This is a genomic window from Ruegeria sp. ABV4_181, from assembly GCF_056158465.1.
This window is the reverse complement of sequence record NZ_JBSWTI010000002.1, coordinates 2,849,649-2,871,436: the sequence shown is the minus strand read 5'-3', so window position 1 is coordinate 2,871,436 and position 21,788 is coordinate 2,849,649. Positions and strand designations below refer to the sequence as shown.

Sequence of the window (21,788 nt, the reverse complement as noted above, 5' to 3'; positions counted from 1 at the left end):
GATTTGGTCGGGCTAGCAGGACTCGAACCTGCGACCTTCCGTCCCCCAGACGGACGCGCTACCAGGCTGCGCCATAGCCCGACGTTGGAGTGTTCATAAAGACTTTCCCGGCGGGGGCAAGAGGAAATCATCGCCTTTTTTCTTATCCCGCCGTTCGGTTTTCGATCCGGTCAAGAACGGCGCGCAGGTCTTTTGCCACCGGCGCAATCTGCCGCAGCAACTGGTCGTCAAAATCGGTCCGGTTCCAGGCCTGCGTGGCGATTCCGCCCAGCAAGGGGCTTTCGTCCAGGTATTCCGGTTCTGGGCTTTGTGGCGCGGCCGGCGCGGTCGCTGGCTTGGCTTCACCCAGGTCCAGATCAATCTGTTCACTTGCAGGGGCAGGCTTGGCCGAAAATGGCACAACCACACTGTCATTTGGCGACGGAGCAGGCTCGACCGCGTCCTCAAGGCTCTGCGACAGCGAGGCGACATGCGCCACGCCTTGCTCGCGCAGGATGCGTTGGACGCCTTTGATCGTGATGCCATCTTCGTGCAGCAGTTTCTTGATGCCGCCCAGCAAGCGCATGTCGTTGGGCCGGTAATATCGCCGACCGCCGGCGCGTTTCACGGGTTTGACCTGACTGAATCGGCTTTCCCAGAATCGCAGCACATGAGCCTGAACGCCCAGCCAATCCGCTACTTCACTGATCGTGCGAAAGGCGTCGGGGGACTTGCTCATGACCGTGCCGTCCTGATCTTACTTGCGGTTCCCTGCGGCGACGCGATCCTTCATCAGATGCGACGGGCGGAAGGTCAGAACCCGGCGGGGCTGAATCGGAACCTCTTCGCCGGTCTTGGGGTTACGGCCGATACGGGCGGTTTTGTCACGAACACTGAAGGTCCCAAAAGAAGAAATCTTGACCTGTTCGCCACGAACCAGCGCGTCCGACATATGGTTCAGAACGCTTTCAACCAGCTGCGCGCTTTCGTTGCGTGACAGGCCAACCTCACGAAAGACGGCCTCGCTCAGATCCATTCTGGTCAGTGTTTTATCGCCCATGCCATTTCCCCTGTTGATACCAGAGCATATGGTGGCGGGAAATTCGCTGTCAATATCAATGAATTGCGGCTGTGTGTGTAAGCCGAATTGCGCCGGTTACCAGCGCAGGACAACCGAGCCCCAGGCCAACCCGCCACCGATGGCTTCGGTCACGATCAGGTCGCCCTGTTTGATCTGACCACGCTGTTTGGCAACGGACAGGGCGAGCGGAATGGATGCGGCCGAGGTATTGCCGTGATCCTGAACGGTGACGACCACGTTTTCCATCGGCAGGCCCATTTTCTTGGCAGTGCCCTGAATAATACGGATATTTGCCTGATGTGGCACGATCCAGTCCACATCGGCACTGGTCAAGCCCGCGTTCTGCAATGCAGTTTCCGCCGTTTTGGTAAGCTTTTCAACCGCATGGCGGAAGACCTGATTGCCCTGCATCCGCAGATGGCCGGTCGACTGGGTCGAGACGCCCCCATCCACATAGAGAAGGTCCTTGTACCGCCCGTCCGAGTTCAGGTCGGTTGCTAGGATACCGCGATCCTGCGCGGTGCCTTCACCGTCCTGTCCTTCGAGCACCAGCGCGCCGGCGCCGTCACCGAACAGAACGCATGTGGACCGGTCCGACCAGTCCATGATTCGCGAGAATGTCTCGGCCCCTATAACCAGGACGCGTTTGGCCTGACCGGACAGGATCAGCGCATTTGCATTGCTCAGCGCGAAAACGAACCCGGCGCAAACGGCTTGTACGTCAAAGGCGAAGCCTTTCGTCATGCCCAGACGCGCCTGAACCATCGTCGCGGCAGAAGGGAAGGTCAGATCAGCAGTCGACGTTGCCAGAACGATGGCGTCGATGTCTTCTGACGTCAGCCCCGCATCGGCCAGCGCGGCCTCGGCCGCGTTCGTGGCAAGATCCGACGTGGTTTCCCCGTCGGCGGCAAAGTGGCGCCGTTCGATACCCGAGCGGGTTCTGATCCACTCATCCGACGTATCGAGCGTCTTTTCAAACTCAGCATTCGGAACGATGCGCTCTGGCAAATAATGTCCGACACCTACTACAACTGAACGGCCTGCCATGCTGGGGTACTGCCTTTTTTGTTATTCGCCCGCCTTTGGCGGCGCGTGGGCGGCATCTTGTGCAAGCTCGGCTGTCGATGCAACCCGTGCCGCCAATTTTTCGGCAAATCCCGACTGGGCCAGGGTAAAGGCCAGCTTGACTGCCGCTGAAACTCCGGTCGCGTCGGCGCCGCCATGCGATTTGACGACGGTGCCGTTGAGGCCAAGGAAAACCCCGCCGTTAACACGGCGCGGGTCGATGCGTTTTTTCAGGCGCTGCAACGATGTGATCGCAAGGACCGAGGCTAGACGGGACAGCGGCGAATATTTGAACGCCTCGCGCAACAGGTCCCCGATCAGGCTGGCGGTGCCTTCGCCGGTCTTGATGGCGACATTGCCGGTAAACCCATCGGTAACAATGACATCGGCCTTGTCGCCGGGAATATCGCTGCCTTCGACGAACCCTACAAAATCGAAATTCGCAGGCTCCGCGAAATCCGCGATCATCGCGTGGGCTTCTTTAAGCTCGGCGCGGCCCTTGTGTTCTTCGGTGCCGACGTTGAGCAGACCGATACGCGGACGTTCCAGCGCCATACCGTTACGGGCATAGGACGCACCCATCAGCGCAAATTGCAGCAGGTCCTTGGCGTCGGCGCGCACATCCGCGCCTACGTCCAGCATCACGTTGAACCCCTGCGGGTTGCGTGACGGCCACAGAATCGCAATCGCCGGGCGGTTCACACCCGGCAATTTGCGCAACCGCATCATCGACAGCGCCATCAGCGCGCCGGTATTGCCGCAGGAAACGGCGCCATGCGCTTCGCCCTGACGCACCGATTCCAGCGCCGACCACATCGAGGTCTGCTTGCCGCTGCGGACAACCTGGCTGGGCTTGTCCTCCATCGTGACCACGTCGGGGCAATCACGAAAAACGACGCGCCCCTGCAGGACACGCCGTTTGGCGACAAGTTTGCTCAGTACCTGTTCAGGCCCGTGCAGGATGAACGCGATGTCGGGGTTCTTGTTTGCCGATTTGGCAATGCCCGCCACAACAGTAGCGGGCCCCGAATCTCCGCCCATAGCGTCAACCGAAATTGTAATCCGTCCGGTTTGCGTGGGCTGTTCTGTCATGCCTGGCCTGCGCTTTTAAAGGCTTAGGCCGCGTCTTCGTCCAGGTCGATTTCGTCGGCCTGAGCGACGACTTCGCGGTCATCATAGTGGCCGCAGGCTGCGCAGACGTGGTGCGGGCGCTTCAGCTCGCCGCAGTTCGGGCATTCGTTCGGGTTTGCAGCAACCAGAGCGTCGTGTGCGCGGCGGTTGTTGCGACGCGACTTGGAAACTTTGTTCTGTTGGACGGCCATGGTCTCAACCTTTGTCTACTAAGGGCCAGCAAATTCGCTGCGGGCCGGGTTTCATTCTTCGTTTTTCTCGTGGTTTGACGCGCGTTTAGGGGACGAGCCCCGCAATGTCCAACCCAAATTCCGATGAGCGCGCGAAAATACTGCGATTCTCGACATGTTCAAGCGATTTTTCTGAGCGCCTGCTATGACAGGAAAACAGACCTATGTCACTCGTCTTTTTTCAACGCGTCGCGCAATCCCGCCAGCCCGGCAAACGGCTTGACGTCCTCGTCTGTCATCGCCTGCTTGCCTGGTTCGGTATAGTCGGCCTGACCCAGCTCCGCGCCGTCCTTGCGCGGATATTGCGGCAGGGCCAGAGACAGCGCCTCGGTCATGACAAGGGCGGGGTCGATTTCCGCGCCAAGCTTTTCGGTCTCGTCTCCCTCGGGGATTTCGAACTCGGGCACATCGGGGTCCTGCCAATCGGCCAGAAAGACACGGGTTACCGGGATGTCGATCCGCGTGGTGACCGGTTCCAGCGTCACGACACAGGGCTGAATCACCGTGGCCCCCAGTTTGCCTTTCAATATCCAGTCACGCTTGCCTTGTGCCCTTACGTCACCCACAAAGCTGAGCTTGCGCAGGCCCAGAAGGTCCAGATCCGCTCTGATTGCGTCCAGGCCCTTGGCATCAGGGCGCAGATCGAAGGGTGTAGGCGCGTTTTGGGGCAGGTCGGCCACCCGCAGAGATGTCTGGTTGCTCATTCGTGACCCTTTCCTGTGTTGAACCGGGGCTGCGGTTTCTGTAATCGGATAGGGGCCGCAAGGGTCCAAGGCAAGAGGGTGTAAATGTTGAAGGTTGTGAACGGGTTGAAACCAGCGTCGAAAACGCTTGTCTTTGCGGCCTGTCTGGCAGTTGCCGCCGCGTGCTCGCCGGTCTTCAAGAATCACGGATATGTCCCGACGCCTGAGGATCTGGCTGAGATCAAGGTGGGCGTCGATAACCGCGACACCGTGGTTGAGGCCGTTGGCGCGCCCAGTTCCTCTGGCGTGGTGCGCGATTCCGGGTTCTATTACGTGCGCTCGCGCATTCGCCATTATGGCCCCAAACGGCCCGAAGTGGTCTCGCGCGAGCTGGTCGCAATCAGCTTTGATGACCGCGGGGTCGTGCGCAATATCGAACGGTTCGGTCTTGAGGACGGCGTGGTCGTGCAGCTGGATCGCCGCGTGACCGAGTTGACGATCGAAAATCAGGGCTTCCTGCGTCAGATCCTTGGCAATATCGGCAACTTCAACCCGGCCAATATCCCCGGCGCCAATTAATTTGCAGCCAGATCTTGTTATGTTCACAGGACAGTCACACGTCTTGTGGTAGGGACACGGCAAGATGACTCGGGTCAGCAACCCCGGAGGATGCGACCATGGCACTATTGCTTGGCAAAGGCCGATATCGCGCGCGGCTGGCGCGGACGCCACAGGATGTCGTGTCCGCACAACGCCTGCGGACGCTGGCGTTTGGAACGGAACAGACCGATCAGGACGAATTCGACCCGGTCTGCGCTCATATTCTGGTCGAAGATATGCGCGAAGGCGGACGGTTGGTCTGCTGTTTCCGGATGCTGACCATGGAGAATGGCGGTGAAATCGGCCGCAGCTACTCGGCCCAGTTCTATGATCTTTCGGCGCTGGAGGGTTTCGGCGGGCGGATGGTTGAAATGGGGCGGTTCTGCGTGCACCCGGACTGGACAGACCCGGACATTCTGCGCGTCGCTTGGGGCGCCATGACCTCATACGTGGATCAGAACGGCGTTGAAATGCTGTTTGGCTGTTCGTCTTTCGCGGGGACCGAGACGTCGGAATATCTGGACGCGTTTGCAATGCTGAAACACAGGCACCTTGCCCCCAAACGCTGGTTACCACGGGTCAAGGCGCCAGACGTGTTTCGTTTTGCGGCCCGTTTGCGCCGCCGGCCTGACGCCAAAAAGGCGATGCTGCGGATGCCGCCCTTGCTGCGCACCTATCTGATGATGGGGGGCTGGGTCAGCGACCATGCGGTGGTCGACCGGCACATGAACACGCTGCATGTGTTCACCGGGTTGGAGATCGGGGCGATTCCCCCCGCACGCAAACGGCTGTTGCGGTCTGTGGCCGGGTAATCGCCGTTGACGCCCTGCGCCTGCCGGTTTAGCTGGCGGACATGGCGAGAATTCCTTTGTTGCAGATGTCCGGCATTTCCCTGACCTTCGGGGGTGATCCGGTGTTCTCCGAGCTGGATCTGGTGGTGCAGCCGGGTGACCGCGTTGCGCTGGTTGGGCGCAACGGCTCGGGCAAATCCACCTTGATGAAAGTGATGGCCGGGCTGGTTGAGCCCGATCATGGCGACATCGTTGTTCCGCCTGGAAAGTCAGTAGGTTACATGGAGCAGGACCCCGGAATGGAGGGGTTTGCCACACTCGGCGACTATGCTTCGAGCGGGTTGGAGCCGGGCGAACTCTATAAGGTCGAGCGGGCTGGCGAAGGGCTGAAATTCGACCCGTCCCGCGCGGTCGACACGGCCTCGGGCGGGGAACGGCGGCGCGCGGCGCTGGCCAAGCTGATGGCCGAGGCGCCCGACCTGATGCTGCTGGACGAGCCGACCAACCATCTGGATATCGAGGCCATCGCCTGGATGGAACGAGAGTTGGGAGCCACACGGGCGGCGTTTGTGCTGATCTCACATGACCGCGCCTTTCTGCGTGCCCTGACCCGTGCAACGCTGTGGATCGACCGCGGCGCGGTGCGTCGGCAGGAGCAGGGGTTCGCTGCGTTCGAAACCTGGCGCGACAAAGTTTGGGAAGAAGAAGATCAGCAGAGGCATAAGCTGAACCGCCTGATCCAGTCCGAGGCCCGGTGGGCGGTGGAAGGCATCAGCGCGCGTCGCAAGCGCAATCAGGGCCGGGTGCGCGCTTTGCAGGCTTTGCGGGCAGAAAAAGCGGCGCAAATCAAACGTCAGGGCTCGGCCGCAATGGCGCTGGAGTCGGGCCCGAAATCCGGGCGAAAAGTGATTGAAGCCAAGGGCTTGTCAAAGTCATTTGATGCACAGCAGATCGTGCGAAACTTCGATCTTTTGGCGCAGCGCGGTGACCGGGTGGCTTTTGTCGGCCCCAATGGTGTCGGCAAGACCACGTTGTTGAAGATGCTTCTTGGGCAAGTCGAACCGGATGAAGGCACGGTAACGCTGGGCACCAACCTCGAAATCGCGGTCTTTGATCAGAGCCGCGCGCAACTGGACCCCGAGATGTCCCTGTGGGACAGCCTGACCGGAGACCCCGAGATGCGAGTGTCGGGCAAGGCGGATCAGGTGATGGTCGGGGGCCATCCCAAGCACGTGGTCGGATACCTCAAGGAATTTCTGTTCGACGAGCGTCAGGCAAGGGCGGCGGTCAAGTCCCTGTCCGGCGGGGAAAAAGCGCGGCTGTTGCTGGCCAAGCTGATGGCCAGACCCTCGAATCTTCTGGTGCTGGACGAACCTACGAATGACCTCGATGTCGAGACGCTGGACCTCTTGCAGGAGTTGCTGGACGACTATGACGGTACCGTTCTGCTGGTCAGTCACGACCGCGATTTTCTGGATCGCGTTGCCACGACGACCATTGCGATGGAAGGCAATGGCCGCGCGACCGTCTATGCAGGCGGATGGTCTGACTATATCGCTCAGCGGGGCGATTTGGCGGAAAATAAGGTTGAAAAGACAAAGGCTTCTAAACCGAAAGTAAAGCAGGAAAGCCAATCAAAGCCGGGCCTTTCCTTCTCGGAAAAACACCGTCTGGATAAGCTGCCCGCCGAAATTGCACGGCTTGAGGCGGAAATCGGCAAGCTGGAAGAGCTTATGTCCGATCCGGATCTGTTCACCCGCGAGCCGGTCAAGTTTCAGAAGGCGACAGAAGCCTTGGTTGAGCGGCAGGAGAAACTGACAGCGGCCGAGGAAGAATGGCTGACGCTAGAGGAAAAGGCCGAGGGCGGCTGATTGCGCATCCGCAGTCGCGGCGGCGGTTCCGCCCTCGGGCTGATGCGTTACCCGATGCCCGACATCTCATTCAGCGTGAATGCAGCAACCGCGCCGTCGGTGGCTTCCATATAGGCGGCCAGGTGAGGCGCATTCATGTGGGTTTGCCACAATTCGCGGCTCCGCCAGTTCTCATAGAAAACAAAGAAGCCGGGGTTGGAGTTGTCGACATGCAGGTCGTATTGCAGGCAACCTTCTTCAGCGCGGGTAATCGGGATGAGCTTTTCCAGCTCGGCGCGCACAAGGTCTTCCTTGCCGGGTTCGGCGGTGATCTGGGCGAGGATGGTCAGGGTCATGGTCTGTCCTTCGGGGTTCAGATTGCGATGACCCCGGATATGTGACATAGCTGTAATTCACGCAAGTACGCACTATTTGTGCCATTACACATCATGTGTATACTGTCCAAATGGGGGTGTCTTATGGATCGGTTCGACAGGTATGACTGCAGCGGTGGATGTCCGGTCGAGGCCGGTCTGGAACAGATTGCAGGCAAGTGGAAAGGTCTGGTGATCTACCACCTTCTGGGCGGAACGATGCGGTTCAACGCCCTGTCGCGGGCGCTGGGAACAGTGACCCAGCGCAGCCTGACCAAACAGCTTCGCGAACTTGAAGTGGACGGAATCGTTTATCGAAAGGTCTATCCCGAGGTACCGCCCAAGGTCGAATACAGCCTTACAGATAAGGGGCTGGCGCTGCGCCCGGTGATCGAAGCGCTGGCGGAATGGGGGCAGACCCGGGTCATGGGCGCGGCTGAATAGGGCGGGCCGGATTGCCGACAACTGTTTCACCAGGCGCGACGTCCCTGGTGACGATGCTGCCGGCGCCAATAATGGCGTGATCGCCGATGGTAACACCCGGCATGAGGATCGCACCGCCCCCGACCCAGACATTATTCCCGATCGTAACCGGATGCGCGACCTCAAGCCCCTGCGCGCGCAAGGTCGGGTCCTTGGCATGTTCGGCGCAGTAGATTTGCACCGTCGGGCCAAGCATCGTGTCGCTGCCGATGCGCACCGGTGCCGTGTCCAGCACCACGCAACCCGCGTTAAGATAGACCCGGTCGCCCAGCGACAGGTTCATCCCGTAGGCGCAGTGAAACGGGACCTCGACAAAACAATCCTGTCCGATATCGGCAAACAGCGCCGCCAGTTCAGGCGCGATTTGCCCCCGGTCATCAGGTGGGCAGGTGTTATAGGCGTGAACGGCACGGCGCGCCTGCGCGCGCAGCGCATCCAGTTCGGGGTCAAGACAGCAATACCACTCGCCGGCTTTCATCTTCTCGCGCTCGGTCATGGGCAAGGTCTAACGCATGCGCAGGGCACCGTCGATCCGGATGACCTCTCCGTTCAGATAGCCCATTTCAACGATGAACCCGGCCAGCCGCCCGTATTCGTGCGGATCGCCAAGGCGGGCCGGGTTGGGAACGTCGGCGGCCAGTTGCTGCTGAACTTCTTCCGGCAGACCGGCCAGCATCGGGGTCATGAAAATTCCGGGCGCAATCGCCATAACCCGGATACCGGTCGAGGCCAGATCGCGGGCCATTGGCAGGGTCATGCCCACCACACCGCCTTTTGACGCCGCATAGGCCGCCTGACCTTTTTGTCCATCGAAGGCGGCGATCGAGGCGGTGTTGATGATCACCCCGCGCGCACCGTCCGGTTCCGGTTCGTTTTTTGCCATTTCGGCCGCCGCCAGGCGTGACACGTTGAACGTACCGACCAGGTTGATGTCGATGGTGCGCTGAAACGCGTCCAGCGGGTGGGGGCCGTCCTTGCCCACCGTTTTGATGCCATAGGCGATTCCGGCGCAGTTCACGGTAGCGGTAATCCGGCCCATCCTGTCCATCGCATGCGCGATGGCCGCCTTCACCGACTCCTCGTTTGTCACATCCGTTTGCGCGAAATGGCCGCCGATATCCGCGGCAACCTGTGCGCCGCGCTCGGCATCGCGATCGAGGATGGTGACCTGTGCGCCCTGGTCGGCGAAATGGCAGGCGGTGGCTTCGCCCAGACCCGACGCGCCGCCGGTTATGACCGCAGCAGTGGTGGTGAGTTGCATGGCGGGATCCTTCTTTTCGGGATATGAACGTATGTTCATTTAATCCGGAAGTTGCGATCCTGTCCACAAAATTGACACGCGATAATGGGGGCTAATGCCGTTTCTCAAGGTTTTCTCAGGTGATCTTCAGCGTTGCTTAATGCGCAGGTCTCACATCGAGACCAGTGATTTGACGCGTCTCACAGACGCCGGACAAGGAGAGAAATGGTATGGTCAAGAGTGTCAAAGTTGGAATTCCCGCGTTGGTCGCAGCGCCCGTTCTGGCGATCGTGACGGCCGGTGGAGCCGCTGCTTCTGCGCCCGAGATATGTAACTGGAAAACCGCGCGGGACGCCGCAAATCGCGGCGATTACGCTACGATGTGCGAATGCACCCATGTAACCCCAAGCTTTTTGGAGCGGCTGCAAAGCAGGTCGGATTTCGCAACGACATTGCGCAATACCAGCGCGCAATGCCCCGGATTGGCCGCGCTGCTGACAGATCAGCCGACCGGGTCAATCAGCACGTCGGGAACGCCCGGAGAAAACCGCAGCAGCGAGCAGCTTTCGCAGGTCGATCCGGGTAGCGGAGGCGGATCGGGTTCTGGTGGCGGCAGCGGTGGCGGCGGAGGCGGAAATCCCGGTGACGGTGGTGGCGGTCCCGGTGACGGCGGCGGCGACCCCGGTGACGGTGGTGGTCCCGGTGATGGTGGCGGCGACCCCGGTAACGGTGGCGGTGGTGACCCCGGAAATGGGGGCGGTCCTGGCGATGGCGGCGGTGGTCCCGGTAACGGGGGCGGCGGACCGGGCAACGGCGGCGGCAATGGCGGCAACAATGGCGGCCCGGGCAATGGAAACGGAAACGGTGGGAATAACGGAAACGGCGGCGGCAACAACGGCGGATCGGGTCCGGGCACCGGAAACGGCGGAGGAAATAACGGTCACGGCAACGGCTCTGGCAACGGCGGCGGCGGCCACGGAAACGGCGGCAGTAATGGCGACGGCAAAGGTGGCGGCAAAGGCGGCGACGGCAAAGGTGGCGGCAAGGGCGGCGACGGCAAAGGTGGCGGCAAGGGCGGCGACGGCAAAGGTGGCGGCAAGGGCGGCGACGGTAAAGGCGGCGGCAAGGGCGGTCACGGTGGTGGTAAAGGCGGCAATCGTTAAACCCAGCGCGCCGCGCCGGCACAGCGTCAGAACGGAAAACGGCCACCCAATCGGGTGGCCGTCAGCGTGTTGATCGGGTGTTTGCTAGCCCAACTGAACCAGAGCGTGGCGCTTTTTCCCGGCGCTCAGTTTTATCGGTGACGACAGCGCGCCTGCGTCGATCATGAGCCCCGCATCTGTCAGCGGTGCGTCGTCCAGTCTGGCGCCGTTCTCGGCGATCAGACGCTTGGCCTCTTTGCCGGATTTTGCCAGACCCGTTTTGACAATCAGCTGAACGATCGAGGCCGGCAGGTCATCCACAGACAGGGTCACGGTCGGAAGATCGCCCCCAACACCGCCTTTTTCAAAAACTTCGCGGGCGGTGGCTTCGGCGGTTGCCGCGGCTTCGGCCCCGTGCAGCAGGGCAGTGACCTCGTTGGCAAGGCGGATTTTGGCCTCGTTGATCTCGGACCCTTGCAGCGCGGCCAGACGGTCGCATTCATCAACGGGCAGTTCGGTGAAAATCTTCAGGAACCGGCCGACATCGGCGTCAGTCGTGTTGCGCCAGAACTGCCAGAATTCATAGGGGCTCAGCATGTCGCCGTTCAGCCAGACCGCACCGCCCTGAGATTTGCCCATCTTGCGCCCGTCGCTGGTCGTCAGCAGCGGCGTCGTCAGGCCGTAGACCTCGTGTTCCAGCACGCGCCGGGTCAGATCGACGCCGTTGACGATATTGCCCCACTGGTCCGACCCCCCCATCTGCAGCGCGCAGCCATAGCGCCGGTTCAGCTCCAGAAAGTCATACGCCTGCAGGATCATGTAGTTGAATTCGAGGAAGCTCAGCGACTGTTCCCGATCCAGCCGCGACTTCACGGACTCAAACGACAGCATCCGGTTGACCGAGAAATGCCGCCCGATATCGCGCAGGAATTCCAGATAGTTCAGGTTGTCCAGCCACTCGGCATTGTTCAGCATCAGCGCGCCGGTCTCGCTGTCATCATAGGACAGGTACTTGGCGAAGACCTTCTGCATCCCTGCGATGTTGGCGGCAATCTGGTCGGGGCCCAGCAGGGGGCGTTCGTCCGACCGGAACGAAGGGTCACCCACCTTGGTTGTTCCGCCGCCCATCAGGGTGATCGGCTTGTGGCCGGTTTTCTGCAGCCAGCGCAGCACCATGATGTTCATCAGGTGACCCACATGCAGCGACTGCGCCGTGGCGTCATAGCCGATATAAGCCGTCTGCACCCCGCTGATCAGCGCGTCGTCAAGGCCCTGATAATCGGTGCAGTCGGCGAGAAAGCCGCGCTCGATCATCGTGGCGATGAAATCCGATTTGGGGTGGTAGGTCATATCGTGCCCTTTGGGTTGATGTTGCGGGGCACTGTATAGGCGGCGGGCCGGGCAAGGAAAAGCCACCTTAATCAAGAAAAATGCGCAAGTTTCAGCTTTTGGTCGGTGGCATGCGGAACGCGAAAAGCATGGCAAGCAGGTTCAGGGCCGCAAGGGCGAAAATCGGTGTCACCGGATCGTGCAGATGCGCCACCGCGCCAAGGATCGCGGCAAAGACCATGCCCACCAGACCGGCGCTGACATCGCCAAGCGCAACAAGATAGGGGCGCTCTTTTTTCGACGTCATTTCGATGACGTAGAGGTATCGCCCATAGATCACCCCGTTGCCGCCCAGTGACAGCAGCAGGATGACCAGCGCGTAAAGCCATACGTCCTGCGCGTAGCCAAGCAGAGTGAAGACCAGCGCCAGAACCGCAGACAGGGTCGAGATCAGGCATCCCAGCCACATTACCGGTTTGACCGAGATGCGCCCGCTGAGCCAACCCCACAGGACAGACCCGATCACCATCCCAAGGCTGGCCGCGATAACGAAATAGCTGAGGGAGTGTTTGGTGCCGACATGAAACGTGGCCGCGTGGATCGTGTAGAACGGCATGGCCAGTTCCACCGAAACAAAGATCAGGCGCGCCATCAGAAACTTGCGGTACCAGGAATAGGCCATACCGGTTTTGAAGCCGGTTGCCAGTTCCGCCAGCGGTCTGGGTTTCGGTTTCGGGCCGGGGGTGCGGGCCTGTTCCTCTTCCAGCAGGCGGACGCCGGCAAAGCTGATGCCGGCGGCAAACATGGCAAAGACACCGCACCACAGAACGACGATGTGGCGCTGCATGGGCTGGTCCGAGGCCAGCAGGTCGCGCGTGATCCAGACGACAAGAATGGCCAGAATGCCGGAAATGGTGGCCTGCGCGAACACCATCCGGTTGCGCTTTTCTTCGGGGATGGAAATGCCGTAGATCTGGCTGGTGCCCAGGCTGGTAATCCCCTGACACAGCCCCATGATCACCGCCGTCATCAGGAACAACAGCACGATCATCACCTTGGGCAGGCCGGTCGCGAAAAGGGCGACCACAGCCAAAATCGCTGCGGTCAGGATATTGGGGATGTAAACCGCCAGCTTTGCCCGAGTCACCCGGTTGACGAATGGCGACATGAAAATCTCGGCAATCAGGCGCGAGCCTGTCACGAAAGGCAGCAACATGCCGGCGAAAAACGTCGGTGCCCCCAGCGCAAGATACAGGAACGGCAGCACCAGATTCGGGTTCACCAGTTGCGAACCGATCGTCGCCAGCGAGCCGGACCAGAAGATCAGTTGATAGTTGCGGCCGTCCGAGGGCTGCTTTTGTGTTCTGGTTTCCGTCATGGCCGTTTTGGGTTGCGCCTGATTTTCGCGGGTGGGATTGGGGTAATGGTTACTCAGGCAGCGATTTCGCGCAACTGTCGCGAACAACACAACGCAAGGCTCCTGTGGTTTCATGCGCGCAATCGGCGCCAAAATACGCCCCGGTTGCGCGATCTGGCTTGCGTTGCCACCGGTTGTAAGGGCAGGTTTGGCGCGCCGTACCGGTTGAGCCGGGCGGCAGTACACAAGACAAATGAGGTAAGCGTGAACCGGGCCAGCAGGAAAGTCGGGGCGATCAGAGCCTTGGGAACAATGTCCGGTACGTCAATGGACGGTGTGGATGCAGCCGTGGTCGAGACCGACGGGCACAGGATCATCCGATTTGGCCCAACCGCCTATCGCGCCTATTCCGATGCTGAACGCGCCGATCTGCGCGACGCGCAGGGGCAGTGGCACGGCAGCGCCGTGGACAAGGCCGCCGAACTGGTCACCTTTGCCCATGCCGAAGTGTTGTCCGAATTCGAAGATATCGATCTGATAGGCTGTCACGGCCAGACCCTTGCGCATGATCCGCGCGGGCGTGGCACGTTGCAGGTGGGCGACGGCAAGGGGCTCGCGCAGGCGCTGGGCATTCCCGTCGTCTGGGATTTCCGCAGCGATGACGTGGCCATGGGCGGCGAGGGCGCGCCGCTGGCGCCGTTCTTTCATTTTGCCTGCGCCAAATGGATCGGGGCCGACGCGCCGCTGTGTTTCCTGAACCTCGGCGGTGTGGGGAACCTGACCTATGTCGACCCCAGCTATAACGGGCCCGAAGCGCCCGGTGCGCTGCTGGCCTTCGACACCGGTCCCGCCAATGCACCCGTCGACGACCTGATGCAGGCGCGGCTGGGTCTGCCGATGGACCGCGATGGTGCGGTCGCGCGGGGCGGTACGGTCGAAACCGGTGCGCTGGAGCTGTTTCTGGCCGAACCCTTCTTTACCCGCATGCCGCCCAAATCGCTGGACCGCAACGACTTTGCCGAGATGATCGGACTGGTCCGGGAACTGGGCAATGCCGACGCGGTCGCCACGCTGACCGGTATGTGCGCGGCAGGTGTGGTGCAGGGGATGGAGCATTGCCCCAAGCCGCCGTCGCGCGTGCTGGTCACCGGGGGTGGGCGCCACAACACGGTTTTGATGGAGATGCTGCGCGTGGCGCTGGACTGCCCGGTTGAACCGGTCGAGGCGGTCGGGCTGGATGGCGATATGCTGGAAGCGCAGGCGTTTGCCTATCTCGCGGTCCGCGTGGCGCGCGGGTTGCCGACCTCTTGCCCCGGTACGACAGGGGTGAAGGCGCTGGTCGGCGGCGGCGTGATCAGCGATCCAGCGACCGCACATAGTCTGCCGTAAACCCGGAATACCCCTCTGACGTGGATTTCAGATGCGCCCGGGTCCAGCGGTGCAGCGCCGGCAACTGGTGAAAGGGCACATTGGGAAAGGCGTGATGTTCGGCGTGATAGGGCATGTTCCAGGCCAGAAACCGGACGATCCGGTTGGTGAAGGTCGTACGCGAGTTTTCCAGCATATTGGCGACGGGTGGGCAAAACCCGTGTTCCGCCAACAGGTAAAGCCGGAGGAAGGGTTGGCCCACAAGCACCGGTATCAGCCAGAGCCAGAGCAGAAGCGGTGAATAGAACAGGCTGACCGCGGCGACCGCGTATGCGATCAGCAAGGCGCGCGCTTCCCATCGCATCGCGCGGTGTTGCCGTCCAGGCAGATACGGCGCGTCAATCAGGCCGAAGGCATTGCGCAGCAGGACGCGGAGGTTGCCTGCCCAATAGGGCAAGCCGCTGAGATAGATCAGCAGCGCGGGCCAGTGGTCGGGTCTGGGCTTGCCGTCCAGTTCCGGGTCGTTTTGCGGATGATTGGTCCATTTGTGATGGGCCAGGTGAAAATACCGAAACCAGACAAAGGGCAGGGCAATCGGGACCCCGGCCAGATGCCCGACCGCGTCATTCAGCCATGCGGTGCGAAACGGGGTCTTGTGAGTGCATTCATGGCTGAGCGTGAACAGGAAAACCAACAATATGCCCTGCGGCAACAGGAACAGGGGCCAAAGCGGAACCCGGGCGACGATGCAGGCGCTGGTCACCGCAAGCGCCGCGCCATAAAGCGCCAGATGCCCGAGCCCGGCTGTATCTGACCGGGTTTGCAGGCGGTCCTTCGTTTCGGGCGGAAGCGAAGCGATGAGGGTGCGATGATCCATGCCTCACCCTTGCACAATTCCCATGCCCGTCCCAGCCGATTTCAGCGGTGGTCAACTCGTGCCGGATACCCCGGCCCATTCAGGCAAAGAAATAGATAATACCAACCGCAATAACCGCCGCGACGGCGTAGATGCCCAATATGGCCAGACGCAGTGAGCGACGTTTCTTTTCTGCCAGCGCAACCTCTTCTTCCTCGGGCAGGTCGGTTGGTCCGGCTTCGGGGGTCAGCCAGTTATACAGCATCAGACCTGCAAATGCGGCGTATGGGGTCAGGACAAGGAATAGCCCGGTGGCGTTGTATCCATCGGGGCCGGGCGTCAGCACCTTGAAGAGATACCCGCTTCCAAGGGATTTGATCATCAGCAGATGCAGCAAAACGAACCCGCCGATCGTCACGACAACAAGGTGCCTTCTGTTGCTGCGGCCAAGGCGGTCGTTCCGGCGCATGCGGTTTTCAACAAGTTTCGACAGGCTGAGGGTGAACAGGTCGATCAGGCCGAGGATCAGGACAATCAGGGGAATGAATGAGATGAAGACATAGGCGCCCGCTTCGCTGCCGATATTGTCGTTGCTCAGAAAGAAATACCCGACAGTGACCAGTAACCCAACGGTGCCCAGACCGAGTTTCAGCCACATGAATACCTTTTGCACGTCGCGGTTTGCACGCATTCCGACGTAATTCAGATGATGCTCGCGGTGGTTCGGTTCCGTCATCGCGGGAAGGTCCAAATGATTGAAAAATGTCCGGTCAGGCCGGCACGCATTCCGTACCAGAGTAACCCGCCCGGATTGGTGTGGCCGGTAAATGTGGTTTATCTGCCATAGGTTGCGGGCTTACCCGCGCGGAATATCAAAGCCCGGCTCGGCCAGTTCGAACCCCTCGAACTCGAACCCCGGTGAGACGGTACAACTGACCAGCGTGTAGTCTCCGGTCGAACGCGCCGCTTGCCAGTGATCGCGCGGCACGATCAGCTGCGGTGCGCCCTCAGTCAGATCGGGGGTGAGCAGATGATCGCGGGCAGGGCCCTGTTCCGTGGCGCTTAACGACAGGATCAGCGGGGCCCCGGCATGGTAAAGCCAGATCTCGGTCGCGTCGACGCGGTGCCAGTGGCTGCGCTCGTCGGCCTGCAGCAGGAAATAGATGCAGGTGCCCGTGGCGCGGCCCTCGTTATCGGCGCGCCATGTTTCACGGAACCAACCGCCTTCGGGATGGCGCTGAAGATCCAGGTGATCGATGATCTCTTGTGCGGTCATGGGCCCCTCGTGGATTTCGGGTGATTATGCACGGGGCCGCGCGATCCGCTATGGTATTCGTGTGGATGAGGAATATGTTTGCCACATGACCCTGACGATCCCGTTCGACAACAGCTACGCCCGCCTGCCTGACAGCTTTTTCGCGCGACAGGCCCCGGTTCCCGTCTGCGCGCCGCGACTGATTGCCTTCAACGATGATCTGGCACGAATCTTGCGCGTCACTCCGGGCGACGTGCACGAGATGGCCGACGCCTTCGCCGGGAACGCGCTGCCCGAAGGGGCCGAACCGATTGCACAGTTGTACTCGGGCCATCAGTTCGGCAGCTATAACCCGCAGCTTGGGGACGGGCGGGCCGTTCTGCTGGGCGAAACGGTCGGGACTGATGGTATCCGGCGGGACATTCAACTGAAAGGTTCCGGCCCGACACCGTTTTCCCGGCAGGGTGACGGGCGCGCATGGCTGGGTCCGGTGCTGCGCGAATATGTGGTCTCCGAAGCAATGCACGCGCAGGGCATCCCGACCACGCGGGCGCTGGCCGCCGTCGAAACCGGCGAGACCGTTCTGCGCGAGGGGCCGCTACCTGGTGCCGTGCTGACCCGCGTCGCCCAGAGCCATCTGCGTGTCGGCACGTTTCAGGTCTTTGCCGCGCGCGGGCAAATGGACAGCCTGCGCCGCCTGACGGAATACGCCATCGCGCGTCACTACCCCGGTGTCGAAGGACCGATGGGCCTGCTGCGCGCGGTGGTCGAGGCACAATCGCGGCTGATTGCGCAGTGGATGAGCGTGGGGTTCATTCACGGGGTGATGAACACGGACAATTGCTCGATTGCCGGAGAAACCATTGATTACGGCCCCTGCGCATTTATGGACAGCTATCACCCCAACACGGTCTACAGCTCAATCGACCGGATGGGGCGGTATGCCTATTCCAACCAGCCTGACATCGCAGTGTGGAACGCGGCGCAACTGGCCACGGCGCTGATCCAGCAGATGGACGACAAAGAGGCAGCCGTGGAAGAAGCGACCGAGATCGTGCACGCCATGCCCGACCTGCTGCAGGAAAACTGGCTGGCGCGGTTCCGGGCGAAGCTCGGGCTTTTGCAAGAGGAAGAGGGCGATTCCGAGCTGATCTCGGACCTGCTGGTGCGAATGGCCCGGAATCAGGCTGATTTCACCAACACGTTCCGAGCGCTGGGCAAGGACACCGCGCGGGATCAGTTCACCGACCCGGAGGCGTTTGATGGCTGGGCGGAGGGCTGGAACACGCGTCTGACGCGCGAGGACGATCCGGCTTGCGTTCTGGCATCGGCCAACCCGGCCTTCATTCCCCGCAATCACCGGGTCGAGCAGATGATACAGGCTGCAGTTCTGGGGGATTACGAACCGTTCCACCGGCTGAACGCGGTATTGTCACGCCCCTATGAGGACCAGTCCGACGCCGCAGACCTGACGCGCCCCCCGACACAGAACGAAGTCGTTCATGCGACGTTTTGTGGGACATAAGGCTGACGCTGGTCGTTCGAAGTGTCCGCTATGCGCGCATAATTTCCAGCACTGCGGCGCTGACGATCAGGATGGCGCCCAGCAACTCTCGTAACCCGAAGGGTTCGCCAGCCAGCGCCGCGGCTGAGGCCAGGCCGACGATCACCTCGCTCATCAGCAGCAACCCGACGCGGGCCGGGGACAGCCTGGTCGCCGGCCAGATCGTCATGAACACCATCGGCAGGATGTAGAGGGCGGACAAGGCAACGAATTGCAGAACCCAAAGATACTGCGCCTCGTCAATCTCGGGCAGAACAGGTCCGCGTAAAAAGGCCAGACCGAACAGGGACAGGATCAGCGCGCCGAGGACAAAAGCAAAGACCTGACCCGTGACCGATATATTGCCGGCCCTGTACAGACCCAGCGTCCCAAGCGCCCAGCAAACCCCCGATGCCAGCGCCAGCCAGTCGCCTGTGTTTTGTGGCCAGGGCACGAACCCCGCGCCACCCAGAACGACGAACAACCCTCCGATCCCGCAAATCAGCCCGGCGATGCGGCCGACGCTCAGACGCTCGCCCAGAAACAGCACGCCCAGAATCGTTCCCCAGATCGGGGTCAGGTAAAACAGCAGGATCGAGCGGACGACCTCGGTGTAAACCAGGCTGATTGAATAGAGGCTGAAGGCCGCCCCCGTGAACATCCCGCTGATCAGCAGGTCGCGCCACTGAAGGGCCAGTGACAGCCGGTCGCGCCAGATCAGCGGAACAAGCACGATCAGGGCCGATGTGTACATCGCGATCCCCGGCCAGGGGCCGGTCAGTCCGAGGTCAAGAAAGAACCGGACCGGAATCCAGTAGAGGCCCCACATCATGCCGCCGATCACCAGGGTGATGCTGGCCCAGGTACCGCTGTCCGATCGTGCTTCGTTCGTTGTCATTGTTGCTCCGTTACAGGCGGCACGCGGTTCCGGGATAGAGCGTTCGGGCACCGGCGATCAAGCGAAACCACCCCGCACAACCGCCACGCGCGTTTCCTGCCCACTTCCTGAGCGCACAGGTTGCAGAACGCGACAACTTCGGAGATTGCACCGCCTTACTGCGCGAAATGGGGTTGCGCCTCGCGGCGAGCATGGCACTTTTACTGCCAATCGTCTGTCCGGAACCCAATGAAACCAAACTCGACCCTGCGCATTGCCAGCTACAACATTCAGAAATGCGTCGGGCTTGATTTCCGGCGGCAGCCGCAGCGCATAATGCAGGTGATCGAAAGCATGCAGGCCGATATCGTTGTGCTGCAGGAGGCCGACAAGCGCCTGCCGCCGCGTCCCGCTGCCCTGCCGCATTTCATGCTGGACGAGGCAGGGTGGCAAATCGTCGATCTGGGCGGCGCGGGCAGTCTGGGCTGGCATGGCAACGCGGTGATCTGGCGGGGCGACCCGATCCGCGTGCGGCAAACCGGGCATCATGATTTGCCGGGGCTCGAACCCCGGGGGGCTGTGCGGGTCGAGTTTGACACGCAGATCGGCCCCCTTCGGGTGATGGGAATGCATCTGGGTCTGCTGCCCGCATCGCGGCGTCAGCAGATCACGCATATCCGGCGTTGCGACGCCGACCTTGATCACATGCCCACGGTGTGGGCCGGGGATTTCAACGAATGGTCGCGGCAGCCGGTTCTGGATCACCTGGCCCCGGACATGCGGTTCCTGCCGCCGATGCCCAGTTATCCGGCGGCGCAGCCCCTGGGCGCGCTGGACCGGATCGCGCTGGGCACCGGGCTTGAGGCGGTGGTCCATGGCGTGCATGACGCGCGTCCGGCGCATATCGCCTCGGACCATCTGCCGGTCTGGGCGGACCTGCGTCGGGTCGCCTGAGAGGCAATTCCCCTGTGGCGCCAGCCGCACAGACGTATTAAGACAGAGAACCGAACCAAGCCGAGGGTCACTTATGTCCGACACGATCATCGCCCGTTGCGAAGCCAAAGGTCTGCGCATGACGGGACAGCGCCGCACAATCGCGCAGGTGTTGCAACAGAGCGAGGATCACCCGGACGTAGAAGAACTTTATGCCCGTGCCTCGGAAGTGGATTCCGGGATTTCCATCGCCACCGTCTATCGCACCGTGAAACTTTTCGAAGAGGCCGGGATTCTCGAGCGTCTGGAGTTTGGCGACGGGCGTGCGCGCTATGAAGACGCCGAGCGCGACCACCATGACCACCTGATCGACATGCAGTCCGGAGAGGTGATCGAATTCGTCGATCCCGAGATCGAGGCGTTGCAGGAAAAGATCGCCGCCAAGCTGGGATACAAGCTAAAGGGCCACCGGCTGGAACTGTACGGCGTTCCGCTGGAACAGGACTGACCCATCACAAAACGCGAACGGCTATCGCACGGGAAATCATGTTTCCTGCGTTCAAAATGCTTGCCAGATCGGGCGACTTCCGCTTTTGGTGCGGGTTAGTGGCGGCAATTCGAGCCGCGGTATTCAACGGACACGACCATGAACAACGTAAACGGCATTTTGCTGGTCGTCGGCGCGATGGCGGCTTTTGCGCTTGAGGATATGTTCATCAAGCACCTGTCGGTCAGTATTCCGACCGGTCAAATCATGGTTGTGCTGGGCCTGGTATGCGGCCTGATCTTCGCGGCCATGGCCGTAGCCACGCGCAAACGCATTTTTGATGCCGCCGCCTGGCAGACTCTGCCGCTGATCCGCGCTGCCTGCGAAGGCGTGGGCGCCGTGGCCTTTGTCACCGCGCTGGCTCTGGTCGACCTTTCGATCGTTGCGGCGGTGTTTCAGGCCATGCCGCTGGCCGTGACCATGGGCGCGGCGTTGTTTCTGGGGGAGCAGGTCGGCTGGCGACGGTGGAGCGCCATCGGTGTCGGCTTTGTCGGCGTTCTGATGATCATTCGACCGGGGCTCGACGGGTTCCAGCCCGAGACCCTGTTTGTGGTGGCCAGCGTTGTCGCCATCGCCGCACGTGACCTGATCACGCGCCGGCTGGACGCGCGCGTCGCTTCGGCTGTCGTGGCCCTGCAGGCCTATGGGGCCGTTACGCTGGCCGGGCTGGCGCTGATCGTCTTCAACGCGCAACCGCTGGTCGCGTTCGAAACAGCTCAGATCGGGCCGCTGATCGGCGCAATCGGGTTCGGGGTTCTGGGCTATTACGGGATTGTCAGCGCTATGCGGGTGGGCGATGCCTCGGCCCTGACACCGTTCCGCTATACGCGGCTGGTCTTTTCGATTGCGGCAGGCATGATGATGTTCGGTGAACGCCCGGATCAGATGACACTGGCCGGCGCGACCCTGATCATCGGTTCAGGGCTTTACACCTTTTTGCGCGAACGGCGACTGGCGCAACAGATGGCGGTTGCCGCGACCTGACGGATCGTCGCAGGTTGGCGCAAACACGCGCCCTGTAACGTGTTAGCGATAACATCAGCGGTTTACTTTTTGCCCGTTGATGCTATGAGG

General features: G+C 61.4%; 25 protein-coding genes and 1 tRNA gene. 10 read left to right on the top strand and 16 right to left on the bottom strand.

Annotated features, from left to right (window positions below; translation table 11 throughout):
- Positions 1-4 precede the first annotated feature (4 nt).
- The 7 genes from ACXAC3_RS14245 to ACXAC3_RS14215 form a co-directional block, all read right to left on the bottom strand.
- Positions 5-81, bottom strand: a tRNA-Pro gene (locus ACXAC3_RS14245).
- Positions 82-142: 61 nt separating this feature from the next.
- Positions 143-718 carry a MerR family transcriptional regulator gene (locus tag ACXAC3_RS14240; RefSeq protein ID WP_475161350.1) on the bottom strand — a complete coding sequence of 192 codons (576 nt, stop codon included), beginning with the start codon at positions 716-718 and terminating at the stop codon, positions 143-145.
- A gap of 18 nt (positions 719-736) precedes the next feature.
- Positions 737-1,039, bottom strand: coding sequence for an integration host factor subunit alpha (gene ihfA / locus ACXAC3_RS14235; RefSeq protein ID WP_008755922.1), 303 nt, complete (start codon positions 1,037-1,039; stop codon positions 737-739).
- 96 nt (positions 1,040-1,135) lie between these two features.
- Positions 1,136-2,107, bottom strand: a complete 972-nt coding sequence (locus ACXAC3_RS14230; RefSeq protein WP_475161348.1) for a beta-ketoacyl-ACP synthase III — start codon at positions 2,105-2,107, stop codon at positions 1,136-1,138.
- Positions 2,108-2,128: 21 nt separating this feature from the next.
- Entirely contained in the window at positions 2,129-3,217 is a 1,089-nt protein-coding gene (gene plsX, locus ACXAC3_RS14225; protein WP_475161345.1) for a phosphate acyltransferase PlsX, read from the bottom strand.
- A gap of 23 nt (positions 3,218-3,240) precedes the next feature.
- A complete protein-coding gene (rpmF, locus tag ACXAC3_RS14220; RefSeq protein WP_068331762.1) occupies positions 3,241-3,447 on the bottom strand; it encodes a 50S ribosomal protein L32 in 207 nt (68 codons plus the stop codon).
- Positions 3,448-3,653: 206 nt separating this feature from the next.
- Positions 3,654-4,190 carry a YceD family protein gene (locus ACXAC3_RS14215; protein WP_475161339.1) on the bottom strand — a complete coding sequence of 179 codons (537 nt, stop codon included), beginning with the start codon at positions 4,188-4,190 and terminating at the stop codon, positions 3,654-3,656.
- 84 nt (positions 4,191-4,274) lie between these two features.
- Here ACXAC3_RS14215 and ACXAC3_RS14210 point away from each other — a divergent pair, with 84 nt between their 5' ends.
- From ACXAC3_RS14210 to ACXAC3_RS14200, 3 genes are all read left to right on the top strand, one after another.
- Positions 4,275-4,748 carry an outer membrane protein assembly factor BamE gene (locus ACXAC3_RS14210; protein WP_475161337.1) on the top strand — a complete coding sequence of 158 codons (474 nt, stop codon included), beginning with the start codon at positions 4,275-4,277 and terminating at the stop codon, positions 4,746-4,748.
- Positions 4,749-4,846: 98 nt separating this feature from the next.
- Entirely contained in the window at positions 4,847-5,581 is a 735-nt protein-coding gene (locus ACXAC3_RS14205) for a GNAT family N-acetyltransferase (RefSeq protein ID WP_475161335.1), read from the top strand.
- Between the two features lie 41 nt (positions 5,582-5,622).
- Positions 5,623-7,431: an ABC-F family ATP-binding cassette domain-containing protein gene (locus ACXAC3_RS14200; RefSeq protein WP_475161331.1), complete on the top strand. Its 1,809-nt coding sequence runs from the start codon at positions 5,623-5,625 to the stop codon at positions 7,429-7,431.
- 47 nt (positions 7,432-7,478) lie between these two features.
- Here ACXAC3_RS14200 and ACXAC3_RS14195 read toward each other — a convergent pair whose 3' ends face one another.
- Entirely contained in the window at positions 7,479-7,766 is a 288-nt protein-coding gene (locus ACXAC3_RS14195; RefSeq protein ID WP_475161327.1) for a putative quinol monooxygenase, read from the bottom strand.
- 123 nt (positions 7,767-7,889) lie between these two features.
- On the opposite strand from ACXAC3_RS14195, the gene ACXAC3_RS14190 reads away from it, so the two are divergent.
- Entirely contained in the window at positions 7,890-8,228 is a 339-nt protein-coding gene (locus ACXAC3_RS14190) for a winged helix-turn-helix transcriptional regulator (RefSeq protein WP_475161326.1), read from the top strand.
- Here the strand turns inward: ACXAC3_RS14190 and ACXAC3_RS14185 are convergent.
- Entirely contained in the window at positions 8,209-8,763 is a 555-nt protein-coding gene (locus ACXAC3_RS14185) for a sugar O-acetyltransferase (protein ID WP_475161321.1), read from the bottom strand. The two genes, ACXAC3_RS14190 and ACXAC3_RS14185, sit on opposite strands and share 20 nt — an antisense overlap.
- 9 nt (positions 8,764-8,772) lie before the next feature.
- Positions 8,773-9,528: a 3-hydroxyacyl-CoA dehydrogenase gene (locus ACXAC3_RS14180; protein WP_475161319.1), complete on the bottom strand. Its 756-nt coding sequence runs from the start codon at positions 9,526-9,528 to the stop codon at positions 8,773-8,775.
- 209 nt (positions 9,529-9,737) lie between these two features.
- Between ACXAC3_RS14180 and ACXAC3_RS14175 the strand changes: the two genes are divergently transcribed.
- Positions 9,738-10,670 (top strand): hypothetical protein, encoded by a 933-nt coding sequence (locus tag ACXAC3_RS14175; protein WP_475161316.1) that lies wholly within the window; start codon positions 9,738-9,740, stop codon positions 10,668-10,670.
- A gap of 84 nt (positions 10,671-10,754) precedes the next feature.
- Here the strand turns inward: ACXAC3_RS14175 and tyrS are convergent, their stop codons facing one another.
- Together tyrS and ACXAC3_RS14165 are read right to left on the bottom strand one after the other, a co-directional pair.
- Entirely contained in the window at positions 10,755-11,999 is a 1,245-nt protein-coding gene (tyrS, locus tag ACXAC3_RS14170; protein ID WP_475161314.1) for a tyrosine--tRNA ligase, read from the bottom strand.
- Positions 12,000-12,090: 91 nt separating this feature from the next.
- A complete protein-coding gene (locus ACXAC3_RS14165) occupies positions 12,091-13,356 on the bottom strand; it encodes an MFS transporter (protein WP_475161311.1) in 1,266 nt (421 codons plus the stop codon).
- A gap of 291 nt (positions 13,357-13,647) precedes the next feature.
- Here ACXAC3_RS14165 and ACXAC3_RS14160 point away from each other — a divergent pair, with 291 nt between their 5' ends.
- Positions 13,648-14,724, top strand: coding sequence for an anhydro-N-acetylmuramic acid kinase (locus ACXAC3_RS14160; protein WP_475161307.1), 1,077 nt, complete (start codon positions 13,648-13,650; stop codon positions 14,722-14,724).
- On the opposite strand, the gene ACXAC3_RS14155 is transcribed toward ACXAC3_RS14160, so the two are convergent.
- The 3 genes from ACXAC3_RS14155 to ACXAC3_RS14145 form a co-directional block, all read right to left on the bottom strand.
- Entirely contained in the window at positions 14,690-15,580 is an 891-nt protein-coding gene (locus ACXAC3_RS14155; protein WP_475161305.1) for a fatty acid desaturase, read from the bottom strand. The genes ACXAC3_RS14160 and ACXAC3_RS14155 overlap by 35 nt on opposite strands.
- Before the next feature lie 79 nt (positions 15,581-15,659).
- Positions 15,660-16,295 carry a hypothetical protein gene (locus tag ACXAC3_RS14150; RefSeq protein ID WP_475161302.1) on the bottom strand — a complete coding sequence of 212 codons (636 nt, stop codon included), beginning with the start codon at positions 16,293-16,295 and terminating at the stop codon, positions 15,660-15,662.
- 120 nt (positions 16,296-16,415) lie between these two features.
- On the bottom strand, positions 16,416-16,835 hold the full coding sequence (locus ACXAC3_RS14145; protein WP_475161298.1) for a cupin domain-containing protein: 420 nt from the start codon (positions 16,833-16,835) through the stop codon (positions 16,416-16,418).
- A gap of 85 nt (positions 16,836-16,920) precedes the next feature.
- Here ACXAC3_RS14145 and ACXAC3_RS14140 point away from each other — a divergent pair, with 85 nt between their 5' ends.
- On the top strand, positions 16,921-18,339 hold the full coding sequence (locus tag ACXAC3_RS14140; RefSeq protein ID WP_475163438.1) for a protein adenylyltransferase SelO: 1,419 nt from the start codon (positions 16,921-16,923) through the stop codon (positions 18,337-18,339).
- Between the two features lie 28 nt (positions 18,340-18,367).
- Here the strand turns inward: ACXAC3_RS14140 and ACXAC3_RS14135 are convergent, their stop codons facing one another.
- Positions 18,368-19,255: a DMT family transporter gene (locus tag ACXAC3_RS14135; RefSeq protein ID WP_475161296.1), complete on the bottom strand. Its 888-nt coding sequence runs from the start codon at positions 19,253-19,255 to the stop codon at positions 18,368-18,370.
- 228 nt (positions 19,256-19,483) lie between these two features.
- On the opposite strand from ACXAC3_RS14135, the gene ACXAC3_RS14130 reads away from it, so the two are divergent.
- The 3 genes from ACXAC3_RS14130 to ACXAC3_RS14120 all read left to right on the top strand — a co-directional run bounded on the left by ACXAC3_RS14130 (position 19,484) and on the right by ACXAC3_RS14120 (position 21,698).
- Positions 19,484-20,188, top strand: a complete 705-nt coding sequence (locus ACXAC3_RS14130; protein WP_475161290.1) for an endonuclease/exonuclease/phosphatase family protein — start codon at positions 19,484-19,486, stop codon at positions 20,186-20,188.
- Positions 20,189-20,261: 73 nt separating this feature from the next.
- Positions 20,262-20,675 (top strand): Fur family transcriptional regulator, encoded by a 414-nt coding sequence (locus tag ACXAC3_RS14125; protein ID WP_475161288.1) that lies wholly within the window; start codon positions 20,262-20,264, stop codon positions 20,673-20,675.
- 138 nt (positions 20,676-20,813) lie between these two features.
- Positions 20,814-21,698 carry a DMT family transporter gene (locus ACXAC3_RS14120; protein ID WP_475161285.1) on the top strand — a complete coding sequence of 295 codons (885 nt, stop codon included), beginning with the start codon at positions 20,814-20,816 and terminating at the stop codon, positions 21,696-21,698.
- Positions 21,699-21,788 lie beyond the last annotated feature (90 nt).